Origin of the sequence: Corynebacterium vitaeruminis (genome assembly GCF_001054325.1) — a bacterium.
Taxonomy (GTDB): domain Bacteria; phylum Actinomycetota; class Actinomycetes; order Mycobacteriales; family Mycobacteriaceae; genus Corynebacterium; species Corynebacterium vitaeruminis_A.
In genome coordinates this window covers 139,143-154,903 of sequence record NZ_JVVM01000026.1, presented here as the reverse complement: position 1 = coordinate 154,903, position 15,761 = coordinate 139,143, and the positions used below count along the sequence as shown (strand labels likewise).

Genomic DNA, 15,761 nt, shown 5'->3' with positions numbered 1-15,761 from the left:
GAAGTAGGTAAACGCTTTCTTTTGGGGGAGGAGCCCGATGTCTGAGGCAGTTATTACCGTGGTGGGAAATGTGGTCCATCACGTGGAAAATCGAAATACCAATTCTGGGGCAAAGGTCTGCAAGTTCTCTGTGGCATCCAGCAAGTCGTGGAAGGGGGAGAACGGTTGGGAGCAGTCGGAGACTTCGTACTTTGATGTTGAATGCTGGGGCAAGCTGGCCGAGAACGTGAATAACACGGTGTGGAAGGGCCAAGCTGTCATTGTTCATGGGCATGTTCGTACGGACCGGTGGGAGGGCGATGATGGTACGAAGCATCAGCGTCAGAAGATTATTGCCAAGGCGGTGGGGCCGAATCTGCGCCGTCACCTGGCAACGGTCAAGACCATGACGGAGAAGCCGCATGAGTCGCCGACTGGTCTTGGTGCAGCGTCGACCGGAGATTCGGACGCTCCGGTTACTGAGACAGTGCGCACATTCAGTGTTGGTGCAGGTGGCGCTGGTGAAGCTGGAGACGCAAGTGCAGCCAATTCTGAGAAGCAAGAAATGGCTGGCGCAGGTGCGAGTGCGCCGTTCTAGTAACGGAGTTAGTGGGGCGTTTTAGGCCAGGAGTCAGCTCGTTGTTGTAGAGCGGAATTCGGGGGGATCCGCTGAGAGAGGGGAGGGATATTTGCCGCGCGTGAGGCGACGCCGCTGAAGTGGGGAGGGATTACTAAAGATTCGGCGGCGTTATCTCGCGACCAGTTTTGCTGGTGGCCTTGCGGGAATTTTGGTGGGAAAGGATTGCGGGTACGCCCATGTAGATTGTGCCTTTTCGTTCGTATGCGTAACCTCTACAGGGATTGCTTATTTCCTTTCGACGAGGGGACGAAATTCCACCATGGGTGAGTTCATCTACCAGATGAAAAACGTGCGTAAAGCGCACGGCGATAAGGTTATTCTCGACAACGTCACCATGGCGTTTTACCCGGGTGCCAAGATCGGCGTAGTCGGTCCGAACGGCGCAGGTAAGTCGTCGATTCTGAAGATTATGGCTGGTCTGGACCAGCCGAGTAACGGTGAAGCTTTCCTGGAGCCGGGTGCCACTGTTGGCATCCTGCTGCAGGAGCCTCCGCTGAATGAGGAGAAGACCGTTCGCGGCAACGTTGAGGAAGGTCTCGGCGACATCTTCGAGAAGAAGGCCCGTTTTGAGGCTATCGCCGAGGAGATGGCCACCAATTACACCGACGAGCTCATGGAAGAAATGGGCAAGCTCCAGGAGGAGCTCGACGCAGCTGATGCTTGGGAGCTGGATTCCAAGATTGAGCAGGCAATGGATGCGCTTCGCTGCCCGCCGGCAGATGAGCCGGTTACTCACCTCTCCGGTGGTGAGCGTCGTCGTGTAGCACTGGCGAAGCTGCTGCTTTCCGAGCCGGATCTGCTGCTTCTCGACGAGCCCACTAACCACCTGGATGCCGAGTCCGTGCTGTGGCTCGAGCAGCACCTGGCTAAGTACCCGGGTGCCGTCCTGGCCGTGACCCACGACCGTTACTTCCTGGACCACGTTGCTGGCTGGATTTGTGAGGTCGATCGCGGCAAGCTCTACCCGTACGAAGGCAACTACTCGACTTACCTGGAGAAGAAGGCTGAGCGCCTCGAGGTTGCAGGTAAGAAGGACGCCAAGCTGCAGAAGCGCCTGAAGGACGAGCTGGCATGGGTCCGCTCGGGCCAGAAGGCTCGCCAGGCCAAGAACAAGGCCCGTCTGGAGCGCTACGAGCAGATGGTGGAGGAAGCCGAGCAGTACAAGAAGCTCGACTTCGAAGAAATCCAGATTCCGACCCCGCCGCGCCTGGGTAACCAGGTTGTTGAGGTCAAGGACCTGGAGAAGGGTTTTGATGGTCGCGTCCTGATTAAGGACCTGTCGTTCACCCTGCCGCGTAACGGCATCGTCGGTGTGATTGGCCCGAACGGTGTGGGTAAGTCCACCCTGTTTAAGACCATCGTGGGGCTGGAGCAGCCGGATTCCGGTGAGGTCAAGGTCGGTCAGACTGTTCAGCTCAGCTACGTTGACCAGGGTCGTGAAAACATCGATCCGGAAAAGACCGTCTGGGAGGTTGTCTCTAATGGTCTCGACTACATCGTGGTCGGCCAGAACGAGATGCCGTCTCGTGCATACCTGTCCGCTTTCGGTTTCAAGGGCGCTGACCAGCAGAAGCCGTCGAAGGTTCTCTCCGGTGGTGAGCGCAACCGTCTGAACCTCGCGCTGACCCTGAAGCAGGGCGGTAACCTGATCCTCCTGGACGAGCCGACTAACGACCTCGACGTCGAAACCCTGTCTTCGCTGGAAAACGCACTGCAGAACTTCCCAGGCTGCGCCGTCGTCATTTCCCACGACCGTTGGTTCCTGGACCGCACCTGTACCCACATTCTCGCGTGGGAAGGCAACTTCGAAGAGGGCAAGTGGTTCTGGTTCGAGGGCAACTTCGAGGGCTACGAGAAGAACAAGATTGAGCGTTACGGCGAGGAAGCTGCACGCCCGTCGCGCGTCACTCACCGTCGCCTGACCCGCTAATCCGTTTCCTGCGAATCTGATTTTCGCCAACGGCAAAGCCCGGCAACCTTGGGAACTGGCTCGCGCCAGTGCAGAGGTTTCCGGGCTTTCGCGGTTTTCGCAGGCTCATGGCTCTGGAAAAGCCTATAGTTCTGGGTATGACTGAATCAGCACCATTTCGTACCAACGTCGCTATCCGCTGGTCTGATTTCGATCAGTATGGCCACGCGAACAATACGGCTTTCCTCGAGTACGCTCAGCAGGCTCGCCTGGACTTTGTTATGCGCGGTCTCGGCGGCGGGGCAGGAATGCCCGCTGCAGTGGTGCGTCGCCTGGAGATTGATTACGTCCGGGCCATTTTGCCGGACACCCAGGAAGTTGTGGTCGAAACCGAAATTATCAACTTCGGTCGCACCTCCTTCACGCTTCGCCAGACTATCTCCGATCAGCATGATCACATCGTTGCTGTGCTCGAAACCGTGATGGTGATGTTCGACCTCAAGACCGCCAAGGCGGTCGAGCTCTCCCCGTCTGCCCGCCGTGAATTGGAACGCTTCGCAGCTCCCGCAATTGAAGATAACAAGGAAGACGAAGACAACAAGGAAGACCAGGACAAGTAACTCGCTGTGACCACTCCTCATCCCACCCCCGAGCTGACCTTCGGCACTCCAGATGCGTTGAAGAATCTAGGTGTCCTGGCTCACAAGGCCTACGCCCTCGACGAGAACACATTGCTGCGCATCCGAGCACGCAAGACCACCGCCGGCACGGGTTCCGCCTCGGGTTCCGGTACTGCTACTAGCTCCTCGTCCTCTGCTACCTCGGCACCAGCGATGTCGCAGGTATGGGTGAAGACTCCCATCGGCCCGCTCGCGATGCGCACGATTGCGCTGCACTCGCTTCCCGACGACATCATCGTCACCGCCGCGGAGATTAAAGACATTGCCGTGCGTGCCTTTGCGCAAGCAAAATCATCCGACGATGCGGAGGACAAGGAAGCTTCGCTCACCGCGCTGCCGTACCGGGTGCAGGCGCAGTCGGCATCCTCCTGGCCGGGATTCCTGCCGGTGCCGGAAGGGTGGCAGGTTGTCGATTATGTTCCGGCCACTGCTTTCCGGACTCTCGAGAAGCAGGGGCGCGCGGTCGCTGTCGAATCTTCCGGCCCCATGGGCATGCCGCCATCTCTGCTGGATCAGAAGGTTCTTACTGTCAGCGGAGGCACCGGTGAAGCCGCCACCGGCACCTCCACCGGCACAGCCACTGCCTCCGGTGAAGCCGCCGTTCACACTGGAGAGGGGCAGACGCGGGAAACGTCGGCAAGCGTTGTCGACGTGACCATGCGGGATGTGTTTGCGTTGTGTGCGATGGGCTTCATCCCGGAGCATCCGGACGAAAAAGAGCCGGTGCGCGTGTCCACGAAGGGACGGTGGCACCGGCTGGATGGGCGTTTTGGCTCAATCTTTACGCTTGAGTCTTTCGGCGTGCTGCCGTTGTTGAACTAGCGGGGTAGGAGCTTAATTCCTACTGCGCGTCGAAGCGGTTGATGAGCATGTCAGCAACCTGCACCATGTGGTTCCACATGGCCTCGCGCTGGGGACGGGGGAGCTCCTCATCGGGAATGTCTGCGAGTGAGGCGCTCATAATTTCCAGCCAGCGGTCGCGTTCGGCCTCTCCGATGGAAAACGGCATGTGGCGCATGCGCAGGCGCGGATGACCACGCTGTTCGCTGTAAGCACGCGGCCCGCCCCAGTACTGGACGAGGAACATGCGCAGTCGATCTTCGGCGCCCTCCCAGTCATCGCTGGGGTACATCGGGCCGATGAGGTCATCGGAACGCATGCGTGTGTAGAAACCATGGACGATGCGATTGAAGACATCCTCGCCGCCGACGGAGTCAAAGAGCGTCTGAGAAGTTGTCATGGCACCAAGTCTATCGACTTGATGCCACGATAACGATAATCGGCAAAGCGCCGACCGAAACCAATTGTTACTTCGCGTCGAACTCGCGAGCGCGAAGTGCGAGCTTCACCAGGAACTGCTGCTCAGAGATGATGCGCTTGACCGGCGACGCGGTCTCGTCGCTGTCGAGGAGGCGCTGAGCGGCTGCAATGGCCGATTCGCTGATCTCCCAGGTGGGGTAAAAGCCCTCGAGCAGCGTCTGTGCCGTCTCGGAGGAGAACTGCTTCCACCAGCTGTTGGCAACAGCGAAGAAGTGCTCCGACAGTGAGGTTGCCGACTGCTCCGCGTTGATGGTGGCGCGGGAGTCGTCGTCAAGCGCCTGTGCGAGCACCGCACCCGAGCCCGGCGCGTTGAAGCCGGCCAGCAGATGGCGAATGACAAGGTTCGACGGGGCCTCATCGCCAGAGACCGTCGCGTCAGACCAGACGCGGGCCTTGTTGGCGAGCGTCGGCACGGAGGCGCGGCAGGCGATGGCGGCCTGCGCGCCGAGTGCCGAGTTGTCGGCCTTCTCAAGCTCTGCGATGGCTTCCTCGCCTTCGAGACCAGCGGAAACCAACGCCTTCAGGGCGCGCCACTGCATGTCGGTGTCGACAGTGACAGCGGGGAAGCCAGCCTTGGCGGCGTCGCCAGCGTAGATGTCGCGCAGTGCGCCCACGACATCGCTATTCGACGAGCCCACGGTGGTCAAAGCGTTAACGAAAATCAGGGCGCGGTCGGCGTCGGTTTCCTTCTTCGCGTAGTCCAACAGGCCCTGAGCCAGCAGGTCGCGGCCGGTGGAATCAGCCCACTGTGGATCGGCGTAGACATTGACAGCGCTAACCGCCTGAGCGATGACGCGCTCCAAAACGGAGAGCTTGTCCTCGCCCGGGATGCCGCGGAGCACCAGGTTGACGAAGTCGCGAGCGCGCATCTGGCCTGCGCGAACCATCTGCCAGGTAGCGGACCAGCACAGTGTGCGTGCCATCGAATCGGTGAAAGCGCCGATGTTGTCGATGACGGTGGCAAGCGAGCCCTCGTCCAGGCGAATCATGCTGTAGGTGAGATCGTCGTCGTTGACCAGCACGACATCGCCGACTGGGGTGTCGACCAGCTCTGGGACTTCGGTGCGTGCACCGCGGACGTCGAGTTCGACGCGCTTGGTGCGTTCGAGTACGGCATCCGCGCCGGTGCCGCGCAGGTTGTAGATACCCACGGCGATTCGGTGATCGCGGAGTTCTCCGGCACCCGGCTCGGCACCTTCCTGTGTGACTGCGAAGGAGGTGTACTTACCGGCCGACTGGCGGAAATCCGGTGCCAGGGTGGTGATGCCAGTAGTGGTCAGCCACTGATCGGCCCAACCAGACAGATCGCGACCGGAGGCCTCAGAGAGTGCGTCCAGCAGGTCCGCGAAAGTGGCGTTGCCATAGCGGTGGCGGGCAAAGTGAAGACGAGCACCGGCGAGGAAAGCATCCTGACCGACGTAGGCGGCCAGCTGTTTGAGGGTGGACGCGCCCTTGGCGTAGGTGATGCCGTCGAAGTTCTGCTCGACGGTATCAATGTCGCTGGCATCGGCGGCAATCGGGTGTGTCGACGGCAGCTGATCTTGCTTGTAGGCCCAGGCCTTTTCGACGTTGGCGAAAGTGGTCCAAGCGTGGCTGTAATCGGAAACCTCGACCTGAGCGGCGGCAGCAGACCAGGTGGCGAAGGACTCGTTGAGCCAGAGGTCATCCCACCACTGCATGGTGACCAAATCGCCGAACCACATGTGAGCCATCTCATGCAGGATGGTGTCGTTGCGGCGCTCGTAGAGGTAATGGGTGGGCTTGGAGCGGAAGACGTACTCGTCGCGGATGGTCACGCAGCCGGCGTTTTCCATCGCGCCCATGTTGTACTCCGGGCAGAAGATCTGGTCGTACTTACCGAACGGGTACGGCTCACCGAAATGCTTGGCGTAGAAGTCGAAGCCTTCCTTGGTCTCCTTGAACAAGGTGTCGGCATCGAGGTACTCGGCGATGGACTGGCGGCAGTAGAGTCCCAGTGGAATGGTCAGTTCGCCATCCGGCTGGTGCTCAGCAGGGGTTTCCGGGTGCGGTGCGACAGTGCCGGTCCACGAGTCAGTGACCTCGTGCCATGGGCCCGCACAGACTGCGATGAGATACGTCGACAACGGAACGTCCACCGAGAAGTCGAAGGTATCGGCCTCATTGCCGTGGACATCGGTGGTGGCGCCGGTCTTGGCCACCGAGTTGGAAATAACCTTCCAACCCTTCGGTGCCACGACGTGGATTGAATACGTCGCCTTCAAATCCGGCTGGTCAAAGCAGGCGAACACGCGCTTGGCGTCGGCAGTTTCAAACTGCGAGTACAGGTATGTTTCGCCGTCGGCAGGATCCTGGAAGCGGTGAATGCCCTGGCCGTTGTTGGTGTAACGGCAGTCCGCGTCGATAACGACGGTGTGGTCACCTTCGGTCAGGTCCACGTTAATACCGGTCTCGCTGGCATAGCGAGCGGCCTCCGTGGCATCGACGCCGTCGATGGTCACACTCTTAACAACAGCATCACGCAGATCAATAAAGGTGGAACCGGCGCGCTTCGTCGTCAGAGAAATTGTGGTCTTTGAAGCGAATGTTGGTGCGCTGTGCGGCGCGCCAACAGGTGCGGTAGTGAGGTCGAGAGAGATGTCGTAGTGGGACACCTCGAGCATGGCCGCACGGTCGGCGGCCTCGGTCCTGGTTAGGTTCGTGGAAGTCATGCGACAAGTGTAACCACGACCCCGGATTGGGAATCGGGCAGTAGTGGGATTGGTGAGGCAGACCCGAATTCGTAACCCATTCGGTGTCGATTGGGCAAGATTTTGGCTAGTACGGCATGCGAGCAAAGCCAGGCGTGAATACACTTCGTTTCATGTACGAACTCAGTGATGATGCAAGCAAAGTTGAACGGGTCAACGCGGCGTGGGATCGCATTGAGGCGAAGCTTGACGACGATGCCCTGGAGGCTCCGGCGACAGAAGCGGAACTGGATCAGCTTGAGACTGACCTCGGAGTAAAGCTGCCAGACTACGTGCGAGCTTCGTGGCTGCGGCACGCGTCTGTGGACGGCGAGCCGTGGGACGGTGGCTGGATTGCGCCGCCTACGTCGATTCTGAACGACTACAAGCTGTGGACCCAGTTGCAGGCAGACGGCGACTTCGATGATTTTGAAGCCGAAGGCATGGACAGCGCCGACTCGGATGACAAGTGGTATCACGAGGCATGGATTCCGCTGGTCATGGACTTCGGCGGAAACAACTACTGCCTGGATATGCGCTCGGGGAAGATGGTCTCTATGGATCACGAGGTGGGCCCGGAGTTCCTGGACTATGCCGACTGGCCTGCCTACTTGGAAGCTGCTGCTGATTCCCTGGAGGCCACGGGCTTGCCCTGGAATGGCTAGGTAAGCAATCTGGACGGCGTCCGATGAGGGGGGAGTCAGTTAACACCGGCCCCAATAGAACTTCGGACCCATCCGAATTCATAAATGCGAACCGAAAAATTCCGCCCTATAGTCGTTGATAAGTCAATCAATGCTTTAGGAGGACTTTCACATGAGCAATCGAGACAAGGTCACTTTTTACTTCGACGTTTCCTGCCCGTTTTGCTGGGTGACATCCCGCTGGATTAAGGAAGTCGAAAAGGTCCGCGACATCGAGGTCGAGTGGAAGCCGATGAGCCTGTCAGTACTCAATGAAGGCCGCGACGAGCTGCCGGAAGAGTACAAGTTCATGATGCAGTGCAACTGGACTCCGGCACGCCTGTTTAATGCAGTGTTCTCCCAGGATGGTCAGGAGGCTGTCGACAAGCTCTACACCGCGCTGGGCACGAAGATTCACAACGAAAACCGCATCGATCGCCACGCGCATGTCGACGAGCCGGAGCACGCATTCGACGAGCTGATTAAGGAAACCCTCGCAGAGGTTGGACTGCCGGAAGAGCGTCTGGCCCAGGCTCTGACCACAGAGTTTGATGAGCTCATGCGTGAAAACCACGCAGAGGCCATGAAGGAGGTCGGCAATGACGTCGGCACTCCGGTAGTTAAGCTCAACGACGTTGCTTTCTTCGGCCCGGTGCTGACCCGCATCCCGCGGGGCGAAGAAGCGGGCAAGATTTTCGACGGCTCGGTCGCCGTGGCCAGCTACCCGTACTTCTTCGAAATTAAGCGCTCTCGCACTGAGGATCCGCGCTTCGACTAAGAAACCTGTAGCAGCTGGGCCGTGTGGCTAAGAAACCTGAGCCGTCCCAGCTTCGGCATTCTGCCCGGTAGAGGCCTGCCGTTCTTCTTCGCTCATTGCAGCCCACCGTGGCGGAATGTAGATGCAGGTCGGGTCGGATGCGGTGTAATCCCCGGTCAGTGCATAGGCAGTGGACCGGGATCCACCACAGACGCTGTGGTATTCACAGACGCTGCACTTGCCGTGCCAATTGTCCGGGTCGCGAAGGGCTTTGAACGCCGGTGAGTTTGAATAGATTTCCTGGAATGGTGTGGCCTTCACATTGCCGCAGTGCAACGGCAGGAAACCATTGGGGTAGACATCGCCGATATGGTCAATGAAGGCAAAACCGGAACCAGAATTGACGGCCATCGGGGAGCGCGGTCGGCGTGGCTTTTCCGGTACAGCGCCGAGCAGCTTAGTCGTTTCCTCCGTCAAGTAGTGGTAGAGCTCGCCGCCCTCATAGGGTGGCAGCCCCTTTTCCTTCGCTTCCTCCTGCTGCATGACGACGCGCCGATACTGCGGCGCCTCCGTCGTCTTAATGGCAATTCGGTTGGACACATCTGACAACCAGTGCAGAACGTCCTCGCGTTCCTCCGGCGACAAAGCGCCTAAATCCGCACCGCGACCAGTGGGGACGAGGAAAAAGACGTACCACATCTTGGCTTGCATCTCCATGACCGTCTTCAGCAGCGCTGGTGCCTCATGGATATTTCCCTTGGTCAGGGTCGAGTTGATCTGCAGTCGGTAACCGGCCTCGTTGATGTGCGGAGCCATCTCCAGCGTCTTTTCAAAAGTGCCTGAAAAACCACGGAACTTATCATGGGTCTGGGCGGTCGCGCCATCGAGCGACATCGACATCGCCTTACCGCCAGCCTCTCGCAACGACTGAATCCGCTCCGGCGTCAGCCGCGGCGTCACCGATGGCGACAGCGACATATTCAGACCGTGCTCGGTGCCGAATCGCACCAATTCTTCCAGGTCATCACGCTCAAACGGATCACCGCCGGTGAGCACCACAAGCGGCTTCGGCTTGCTATACGACGCCAAGGTCTCCAACAACACCTTGCCTTCGGCAGTCGAAAGCTGAAGTGGATGCGGCTCATGTTGCGCATCCGCACGGCAGTGCTTGCAGACTAGGCCACAAGCCCGAGTGACCTCCCAAATGACAATAAATGGCTTTTTATTAATGTCATGTCGAACCGTTCGCACCACCGGTGCGTGATGATTCCCACGGGAGCCATGAGCTTCCGGATCGACTTGGAAGTGAGCCTGTGGCGCAGGAGACACGGTAAAAGCACCCAATTTCCGGTTTCGAAGACATGCTGAGACGCAAATACAGTCACTTTTCACCCTATTCGGCTGCGCAGGGGACGTCGTCAAGCAATACCTAAAACGGGTGCAGACACCGTCGAATCCGTGAGAACCGCTAGACTTGCTGCCATGCGTATTTACCTTGGTGCAGACCACGCCGGTTTTGAGATGAAGAACCTGATTAAGGCCCACCTGGAAAAGGCTGGCCACGACGTCGTAGACTGCGGCGCTCACACCTACGACCCTGCAGATGACTACCCAGCATTCTGCATCGAGGCGGCTTCCCGTACCGTCGCCGATCCGGGCAGCCTGGGTATCGTGCTCGGCGGTTCCGGTAACGGCGAGCAGATCGCCGCTAACAAGGTCAAGGGCGCTCGTTGTGCGCTGGCTTGGTCGGTGGAGACCGCGAAGCTCGCCCGCGAGCACAACAACGCTCAGCTGATTGGTCTCGGCGGTCGTATGCACTCTGAGGAAGAAGCCCTGGCCATCGTCGATGCTTTCGTCTCCCAGCCGTGGAGCGAGGAGGAGCGCCACCAGCGCCGCATCGACATCCTCGCAGAGTACGAGAAGACTGGCGTTGCTCCGGAGCTACCGGAGGCCTAAGCGCTCACCGCAGTGCCCTTCACGCCGTTCTCGCTTGACGACGGTCACGGAGGGCAAAGTAACCGCAAAAACCCGGTCAGCCTTTCCCATCGTGGGAGGGCTGACCGGGTTTTCGTGGTGCCAGGGCTAGGGGAGTCGGGGCCAATCGGGCCCTATCGGGGCCTATTCGCCGAAGCCGTCAAAGCCGCCGTCGAAGAAACCGTCACCGTCGCCACCGCCGAAGAGGCCGTCGAAGAAGCCGCCACCGTCGCCTGCGTCGCCGGCATCAGCGGCACCGCCACCGAAGTCGCCGCCACCCAAGTCATCTCCACCGAAATCGTCGCCACCGAAGTCTTCGGCTCCAAAGTCCTCGGTGCCGCCGAAGTCATCAGCGCCGGTGCCCATGCCGCTGGCGAACTCATCAGCGCCGTAGGCCACACCGGCCATACCGTGGAAGAGGGTAGAAAACAGCAGCATCGAGCCTGCGGTCCAGACACCGGTGCGGAGCGCGGACTTCCACCATGGCTCGGAGTACCAACCGGCTGGAACCGGACGGCCAGCGACACGGCCGCCGGGGTAGTAGTTCGGAGTCTCTGGGGTGGCGTATGGAGAGGCGGTAACCGAGTGGCCTTCGTGCTCAATGGTGCGAGTTTCGGTCACAGAACCAGCGGCCTTCTGCCCCTCCAGCGGTGGCAGCGTCGGTCCCGCCGGCAGGCCCATAATTTCGCGAGCTGCATTGATGTAGTGCAAGCCCTCCAGCGCCGATTCGCGCGCCATTCGTGCCTGTGCTGGGGTGCGTGCAGTAGAAATCTGCGAGGAAGCGGCGTTGTAGCGCTCGGATGCATCAGCAAGAGCCTGCGTGGAAGCCGAATCCGTGCCAGAGAGGTTCAGTACCTGTGAGCCCAGTCGCTCAATCCATCGGCGGGCGTCTGCGACGGCGTCTTCCAATTGATTGTTCTGGCGGGCATCAAAGGCCCTGTTAGAACGGTTTTGAGCCATCGACGCGATGATAATTGCGCCGCCGACGGTGATAGCGATCAGGATTAAAGCCCCCATGGGCTAGGCCTCCAAAAAGGAAAATTGCGGGTACTGCTAGTAATTACTTGAAATAACGCATGTAGAGCGCAAAAAGTTCCCGAGCTGACATCTCTATTCGGCGGATGCAGTTCGGGAAGCGGAAAATAAGGGGTTATGGGCAGGTATCTATGACTCAGCGGAATCGTTGCGCTTGGTGCGGCTCTTCCGATTGGCGTGCCATTCACGCACCTCTTCGGAGTCCCACAGGGTCAACCCATGGAGCTTCGCGACGGGCTCCGGGGCCTTTTTGCGGCCAGCGTAGCTAGTAAACGTGCCACGTGCGGTGCCGGAAAAAGCAGCGCATTCGACCGCGGTCCATAGTTCGTGTCCAGTATCGGCATCGATAATGGTGGGCTTCATGGTGCCCAGAGTACCCGCGGCACTAGATCCTGAACAGAGCTTAGAAGAATTTCCGCCCCAAGGGCTCGGTGGAAGAAAACAAAAACCGGGAGCAATGCTCCCGGTTACATGGAGGGGATGACGGGAATCGAACCCGCGTCTTCAGCTTGGAAGGCTGAGGTATTAGCCACTATACGACATCCCCATAGACAGAAATCCGGCTTAGATGCGCAATCGCCTCCACCAGACTGTGTCTTGGTACAAGGCATATTAACCCGTTAAAGCGCACATACAAAAATCGATGCCAGGTTTTTCTCGAAGGCTTTAAAGAAAAGTGGCTGTGGCCGGTAAAAACAGAAACTGAAGTTAAATCAATGTGGGGTATATGAAACAGGCATATAGCCGTTGATTACACTGTCACACGACTCAACAAAGGGGCAGTCGTTTGAGAGGCTTCTTTGAGGAGTCGGCCGACGAATGGAGTGTTTGCAGTAAACGAGGCCGCCAAAAGCAGTGCCGAGGTGATGCAAACGCCCGGTGATATGCATGGATTTCATGAAACCAGTAGTAGTTGGCAGGTTGGCTCTCGATGGCGTCGTAAAGCGTTTTCAGACAGAGCATTAGCCTGGTTGAACGCGTGGTTTTGTGATTTCATTAATCGTCAGGTAAATCTATACGGGTCCGTTGTGGAAACGCGATTTCGCGCCTATGAGGGCCCCGGTGCAGATGCTCCAAAGGGGTTTCTGCTAGGTTTCGAATGACGCATACGGGGTATGGCGCAGCTTGGTAGCGCGTCCGCTTTGGGAGCGGAAGGCCGTGGGTTCAAATCCCGCTACCCCGACCAGTATCACGGGCACTCCCGTGGTCTATGAATTAATCATCGAGTTGCAGGAGAGTGCACCAGTGAAGTCTTCCGTTGAGAAGCTCAATGAGACCCGAGTAAAGATTACCGTCGAGGTCCCGTTTGATGAGCTGAAGCCAGAATTCGACAACGCCTACAAGGCGCTGGCTCAGCAGGTCCAGATTCCGGGCTTCCGTAAGGGCAAGGCCCCGGCAAAGCTGATTGAGGCCCGCTTCGGCCGCGGCCCAATCCTGGAGCAGGTGCTCAACGACATGGTTCCGTCCCGCTACGACGAGGTCGTTCGCGAGGAGGACCTGAAGGTTATCGGTCAGCCTGAGGTTGACATCACCAAGCTGGAAGATGGCGAGCTCGTTGAGTTCACCGCTGAGGTTGACGTCCGTCCGGAGATTGAGCTGCCGAAGTTCGAGGACATCGCAGTTGAGGTTGACCCGCTGGTCGCCGACGAGGAAGCTGTTGAGGCTGAGCTGCAGAACCTGCTCGCTCGCTTCGGCACCCTGACCGGCGTCGAGCGCGCAGTCGAGAAGGACGACTTCGTCTCCATCGACCTGTCCGCCACCATCGACGGCGAAGAGCTGGAAGAGGCTTCCACCGAGGGGCTGTCCTACCAGGTTGGCTCCGACGACCTGATCGACGGCCTGGACGAGGCTGTTGTTGGCCTGTCCCAGGGCGAGTCCAAGGAGTTCACCACCAAGCTCGTTGCTGGCGAGCACGAAGGCGAGGACGCTCAGGTCACCGTTACCGTTCAGTCCGTCAAGGTCCGCGAGCTGCCAGAAGCTGATGACGACTTCGCTCAGATGGCTTCCGAGTTCGACACCATCGACGAGTTGAAGGAAGACCTGGGCCGTCAGGTCGAGAACACCAAGAAGGGCGAGCAGGCTCAGCAGGTTCGCGACAAGGTTCTGGCTGCCGCTATGGAGCAGACCACTATCGCTCTGCCGGAGGGCGTTGTCAAGGAGCAGGTCGAGGGCCAGCTGCAGCAGCTGCTTGGCCAGTTCGGCGGCGACGAGAAGGTCCTGAACTCCATGCTGGAGGCACAGGGCACCACCCGCGAGCAGTTCGACGAGGACTCCAAGAAGTCCGCTGAGGAAGCTGTCCGCACCCAGCTGTTCCTGGACGCACTGGCTGAAGAGATCCAGCCGGATGTTTCCCAGCAGGAGCTCACCGACCACATCCTGTTCACTGCTCAGTCCTACGGCATGGACCCGAACCAGTTCATCCAGCAGATTCAGCAGTCCGGCCAGCTCGGCAACCTGTTCGCAGACGTTCGCCGCGGCAAGGCTCTGGCTACCTCGATTCTGAAGGCTTCCGCCAAGGACACCGAAGGCAACGAAATCGACCTGAACGAGTACTTCGGTGAGGTCGAGCCGGAGGCTGAGAAGGCTGAGTCCGACAAGGCTGAGGACACTTCTGCTGAGTAAGCCCCGCACTTAGCGCGGCGCGTTCGACATGACGCAACGCTTATAGCGAACAAGGGCCGTTCCCGAAACAAAGGGGCGGCCCTTTTCGTTACCCTCTAATGAACGACAAAACTCGCACACGTACGAAAAAGGAGTACACAGATGAGCGATAACCCCCAGATGTCGACGAACACGGTTTTCGACAAGCTGCTCAAGGAGCGCATTATTTGGCTGGGTGAGCAGGTCGACGACGAGATTGCAAACAAGCTCTGCGGTCAGATGCTGCTCCTGGCAGCTGAGGATCCGGAGGCTGATATCTCGCTGTACATTAACTCCCCGGGCGGCTCCGTCACCGCCGGCATGGCTATTTACGACACCATGCAGTTCGTTCCGTGCGACGTGGCTACCTACGGCATGGGCCTGGCAGCTTCCATGGGCCAGTTCCTGCTCGCCGCAGGTGCTAAGGGCAAGCGTTACGCACTGCCACACGCTCGCATTATGATGCACCAGCCGTCCGCAGGTATTGGCGGTACCGCATCCGACATCACCATTCAGGCTGAGCAGTTCGCTGCCACTAAGAAGGAAATGGCTCGCCTGATTGCGCAGCACACCGGTCAGCCGATCGAGCGCATTGAGGAAGACTCGGACCGCGACCGCTGGTTTACCGCGGCTGAGGCTAAGGAATACGGCCTGGTTGACCATGTCGTTACCGCTCTCAAGGACACCGCACACTAGAAGCGGATAGTAGCGAAAAATTAGAGGCGAATTAATCAACATGGAGATGAACAATATGCAGATGCCGCAGTCGCGCTACGTGCTTCCTTCTTTCGTGGAGCACTCCAGCTTTGGTGCTAAGGAATCCAACCCGTACAACAAGCTCTTCGAAGAGCGCATTATCTTCCTCGGCTCTCAGGTCGACGACACCGCCGCTAACGACATCATGGCGCAGCTTCTGGTGCTCGAGGGCCTGGACCCGGACCGTGACATCACGATGTACATCAACTCCCCAGGTGGCTCCTTCACCTCGCTGATGGCCATCTACGACACGATGCAGTACGTGCGTCCCGACGTGCAGACCGTGTGCCTGGGCCAGGCTGCTTCCGCGGCAGCCGTGCTGCTCGCTGCAGGTGCACCGGGTAAGCGTGCAGCTCTGCCGAATGCGCGCGTGCTCATTCACCAGCCGGCTACCCAGGGCATCCAGGGGCAGGTTTCCGACCTGGAGATTCAGGCGAACGAAATCGAGCGCATGCGTAAGCTGATGGAGGAGACGCTGGCTCGCCACTCCGGTCGTACTGCGGAGCAGATCCGCAAGGACACCGACCGTGACAAGATTCTGACTGCTGATGAGGCCGTCGAGTACGGCATAATCGACCAGGTCTTCGAATACCGCAAGCACAACGCTTAAAGCACAACACTTTAAGGTTGACGCGGTCTCTGGGAGTGCTGCGCACTGGCCGTCGTAAAGCGCTGAGCGA

Annotated in this window: 15 protein-coding genes and 2 tRNA genes; 11 read left to right on the top strand and 6 right to left on the bottom strand. The window is 59.0% G+C overall.

Translation table 11 applies throughout. The features are described 5' to 3' along the window. Window positions 1-37: 37 nt before the first annotated feature. The 4 genes from ADA16_RS09465 to ADA16_RS09450 all read left to right on the top strand — a co-directional run bounded on the left by ADA16_RS09465 (window position 38) and on the right by ADA16_RS09450 (window position 4,030). Window positions 38-577, top strand: coding sequence for a single-stranded DNA-binding protein (locus ADA16_RS09465; protein WP_048761310.1), 540 nt, complete (start codon window positions 38-40; stop codon window positions 575-577). Window positions 578-878: 301 nt separating this feature from the next. Then, window positions 879-2,549: an energy-dependent translational throttle protein EttA gene (gene ettA, locus ADA16_RS09460; RefSeq protein ID WP_048761306.1), complete on the top strand. Its 1,671-nt coding sequence runs from the start codon at window positions 879-881 to the stop codon at window positions 2,547-2,549. Window positions 2,550-2,686: 137 nt separating this feature from the next. Then, window positions 2,687-3,148: an acyl-CoA thioesterase gene (locus ADA16_RS09455; RefSeq protein WP_048761303.1), complete on the top strand. Its 462-nt coding sequence runs from the start codon at window positions 2,687-2,689 to the stop codon at window positions 3,146-3,148. Window positions 3,149-3,154: 6 nt separating this feature from the next. After that, entirely contained in the window at window positions 3,155-4,030 is an 876-nt protein-coding gene (locus ADA16_RS09450) for a hypothetical protein (protein WP_048761299.1), read from the top strand. 19 nt (window positions 4,031-4,049) lie between these two features. On the opposite strand, the gene ADA16_RS09445 is transcribed toward ADA16_RS09450, so the two are convergent. Together ADA16_RS09445 and pepN are read right to left on the bottom strand one after the other, a co-directional pair. Then, window positions 4,050-4,448, bottom strand: coding sequence for a globin (locus tag ADA16_RS09445; protein ID WP_048761296.1), 399 nt, complete (start codon window positions 4,446-4,448; stop codon window positions 4,050-4,052). A 67-nt stretch (window positions 4,449-4,515) separates the two neighbouring features. Then, window positions 4,516-7,218, bottom strand: a complete 2,703-nt coding sequence (gene pepN, locus ADA16_RS09440; protein WP_048761293.1) for an aminopeptidase N — start codon at window positions 7,216-7,218, stop codon at window positions 4,516-4,518. A gap of 152 nt (window positions 7,219-7,370) precedes the next feature. On the opposite strand from pepN, the gene ADA16_RS09435 reads away from it, so the two are divergent. Then, window positions 7,371-7,901 (top strand): SMI1/KNR4 family protein, encoded by a 531-nt coding sequence (locus ADA16_RS09435; RefSeq protein WP_239659428.1) that lies wholly within the window; start codon window positions 7,371-7,373, stop codon window positions 7,899-7,901. 151 nt (window positions 7,902-8,052) lie between these two features. Then, window positions 8,053-8,697 (top strand): DsbA family protein, encoded by a 645-nt coding sequence (locus ADA16_RS09430; protein WP_038628082.1) that lies wholly within the window; start codon window positions 8,053-8,055, stop codon window positions 8,695-8,697. A gap of 27 nt (window positions 8,698-8,724) precedes the next feature. On the opposite strand, the gene ADA16_RS09425 is transcribed toward ADA16_RS09430, so the two are convergent. Continuing rightward, window positions 8,725-9,930, bottom strand: a complete 1,206-nt coding sequence (locus ADA16_RS09425; protein WP_048761286.1) for a TIGR04053 family radical SAM/SPASM domain-containing protein — start codon at window positions 9,928-9,930, stop codon at window positions 8,725-8,727. A 228-nt stretch (window positions 9,931-10,158) separates the two neighbouring features. On the opposite strand from ADA16_RS09425, the gene ADA16_RS09420 reads away from it, so the two are divergent. Next, entirely contained in the window at window positions 10,159-10,632 is a 474-nt protein-coding gene (locus ADA16_RS09420) for a ribose-5-phosphate isomerase (RefSeq protein ID WP_005511109.1), read from the top strand. A 162-nt stretch (window positions 10,633-10,794) separates the two neighbouring features. Here ADA16_RS09420 and ADA16_RS09415 read toward each other — a convergent pair whose 3' ends face one another. The 3 genes from ADA16_RS09415 to ADA16_RS09405 all read right to left on the bottom strand — a co-directional run bounded on the left by ADA16_RS09415 (window position 10,795) and on the right by ADA16_RS09405 (window position 12,232). Further along, window positions 10,795-11,667: a hypothetical protein gene (locus ADA16_RS09415; protein ID WP_048761282.1), complete on the bottom strand. Its 873-nt coding sequence runs from the start codon at window positions 11,665-11,667 to the stop codon at window positions 10,795-10,797. A gap of 147 nt (window positions 11,668-11,814) precedes the next feature. Then, the gene (locus ADA16_RS09410; RefSeq protein ID WP_048761280.1) at window positions 11,815-12,048 is read right to left on the bottom strand and encodes a hypothetical protein; all 234 of its coding nucleotides are present in this window, start codon (window positions 12,046-12,048) and stop codon (window positions 11,815-11,817) included. A 109-nt stretch (window positions 12,049-12,157) separates the two neighbouring features. Then, window positions 12,158-12,232, bottom strand: a tRNA-Gly gene (locus ADA16_RS09405). Between the two features lie 562 nt (window positions 12,233-12,794). Between ADA16_RS09405 and ADA16_RS09400 the strand changes: the two genes are divergently transcribed. The 4 genes from ADA16_RS09400 (at window position 12,795) to ADA16_RS09385 (ending at window position 15,691) form a co-directional block, all read left to right on the top strand. Then, window positions 12,795-12,871: transfer RNA gene (locus ADA16_RS09400), tRNA-Pro, on the top strand. A 59-nt stretch (window positions 12,872-12,930) separates the two neighbouring features. Next, window positions 12,931-14,307, top strand: coding sequence for a trigger factor (gene tig / locus ADA16_RS09395; RefSeq protein WP_048761386.1), 1,377 nt, complete (start codon window positions 12,931-12,933; stop codon window positions 14,305-14,307). Between the two features lie 141 nt (window positions 14,308-14,448). Then, window positions 14,449-15,021 carry an ATP-dependent Clp protease proteolytic subunit gene (locus tag ADA16_RS09390; RefSeq protein WP_048761277.1) on the top strand — a complete coding sequence of 191 codons (573 nt, stop codon included), beginning with the start codon at window positions 14,449-14,451 and terminating at the stop codon, window positions 15,019-15,021. A gap of 46 nt (window positions 15,022-15,067) precedes the next feature. After that, window positions 15,068-15,691: an ATP-dependent Clp protease proteolytic subunit gene (locus ADA16_RS09385; protein ID WP_048761383.1), complete on the top strand. Its 624-nt coding sequence runs from the start codon at window positions 15,068-15,070 to the stop codon at window positions 15,689-15,691. Window positions 15,692-15,761 lie beyond the last annotated feature (70 nt).

What these genes read in the sequence shown, in the direction of transcription:
- ettA (WP_048761306.1), top strand. Translation starts at nt 879, where the DNA reads ATGGGTGAGTTCATCTACCAGATGAAAAACGTGCGTAAAGCGCACGGC.
- ADA16_RS09385 (WP_048761383.1), top strand. Translation starts at nt 15,068, where the DNA reads ATGAACAATATGCAGATGCCGCAGTCGCGCTACGTGCTTCCTTCTTTC.
- ADA16_RS09410 (WP_048761280.1), bottom strand. Translation starts at nt 12,048, where the DNA reads ATGAAGCCCACCATTATCGATGCCGATACTGGACACGAACTATGGACC.
- ADA16_RS09445 (WP_048761296.1), bottom strand. Translation starts at nt 4,448, where the DNA reads ATGACAACTTCTCAGACGCTCTTTGACTCCGTCGGCGGCGAGGATGTC.
- ADA16_RS09430 (WP_038628082.1), top strand. Translation starts at nt 8,053, where the DNA reads ATGAGCAATCGAGACAAGGTCACTTTTTACTTCGACGTTTCCTGCCCG.
- ADA16_RS09465 (WP_048761310.1), top strand. Translation starts at nt 38, where the DNA reads ATGTCTGAGGCAGTTATTACCGTGGTGGGAAATGTGGTCCATCACGTG.
- ADA16_RS09415 (WP_048761282.1), bottom strand. Translation starts at nt 11,667, where the DNA reads ATGGGGGCTTTAATCCTGATCGCTATCACCGTCGGCGGCGCAATTATC.
- ADA16_RS09420 (WP_005511109.1), top strand. Translation starts at nt 10,159, where the DNA reads ATGCGTATTTACCTTGGTGCAGACCACGCCGGTTTTGAGATGAAGAAC.
- ADA16_RS09455 (WP_048761303.1), top strand. Translation starts at nt 2,687, where the DNA reads ATGACTGAATCAGCACCATTTCGTACCAACGTCGCTATCCGCTGGTCT.
- ADA16_RS09435 (WP_239659428.1), top strand. Translation starts at nt 7,371, where the DNA reads ATGTACGAACTCAGTGATGATGCAAGCAAAGTTGAACGGGTCAACGCG.
- ADA16_RS09390 (WP_048761277.1), top strand. Translation starts at nt 14,449, where the DNA reads ATGAGCGATAACCCCCAGATGTCGACGAACACGGTTTTCGACAAGCTG.
- pepN (WP_048761293.1), bottom strand. Translation starts at nt 7,218, where the DNA reads ATGACTTCCACGAACCTAACCAGGACCGAGGCCGCCGACCGTGCGGCC.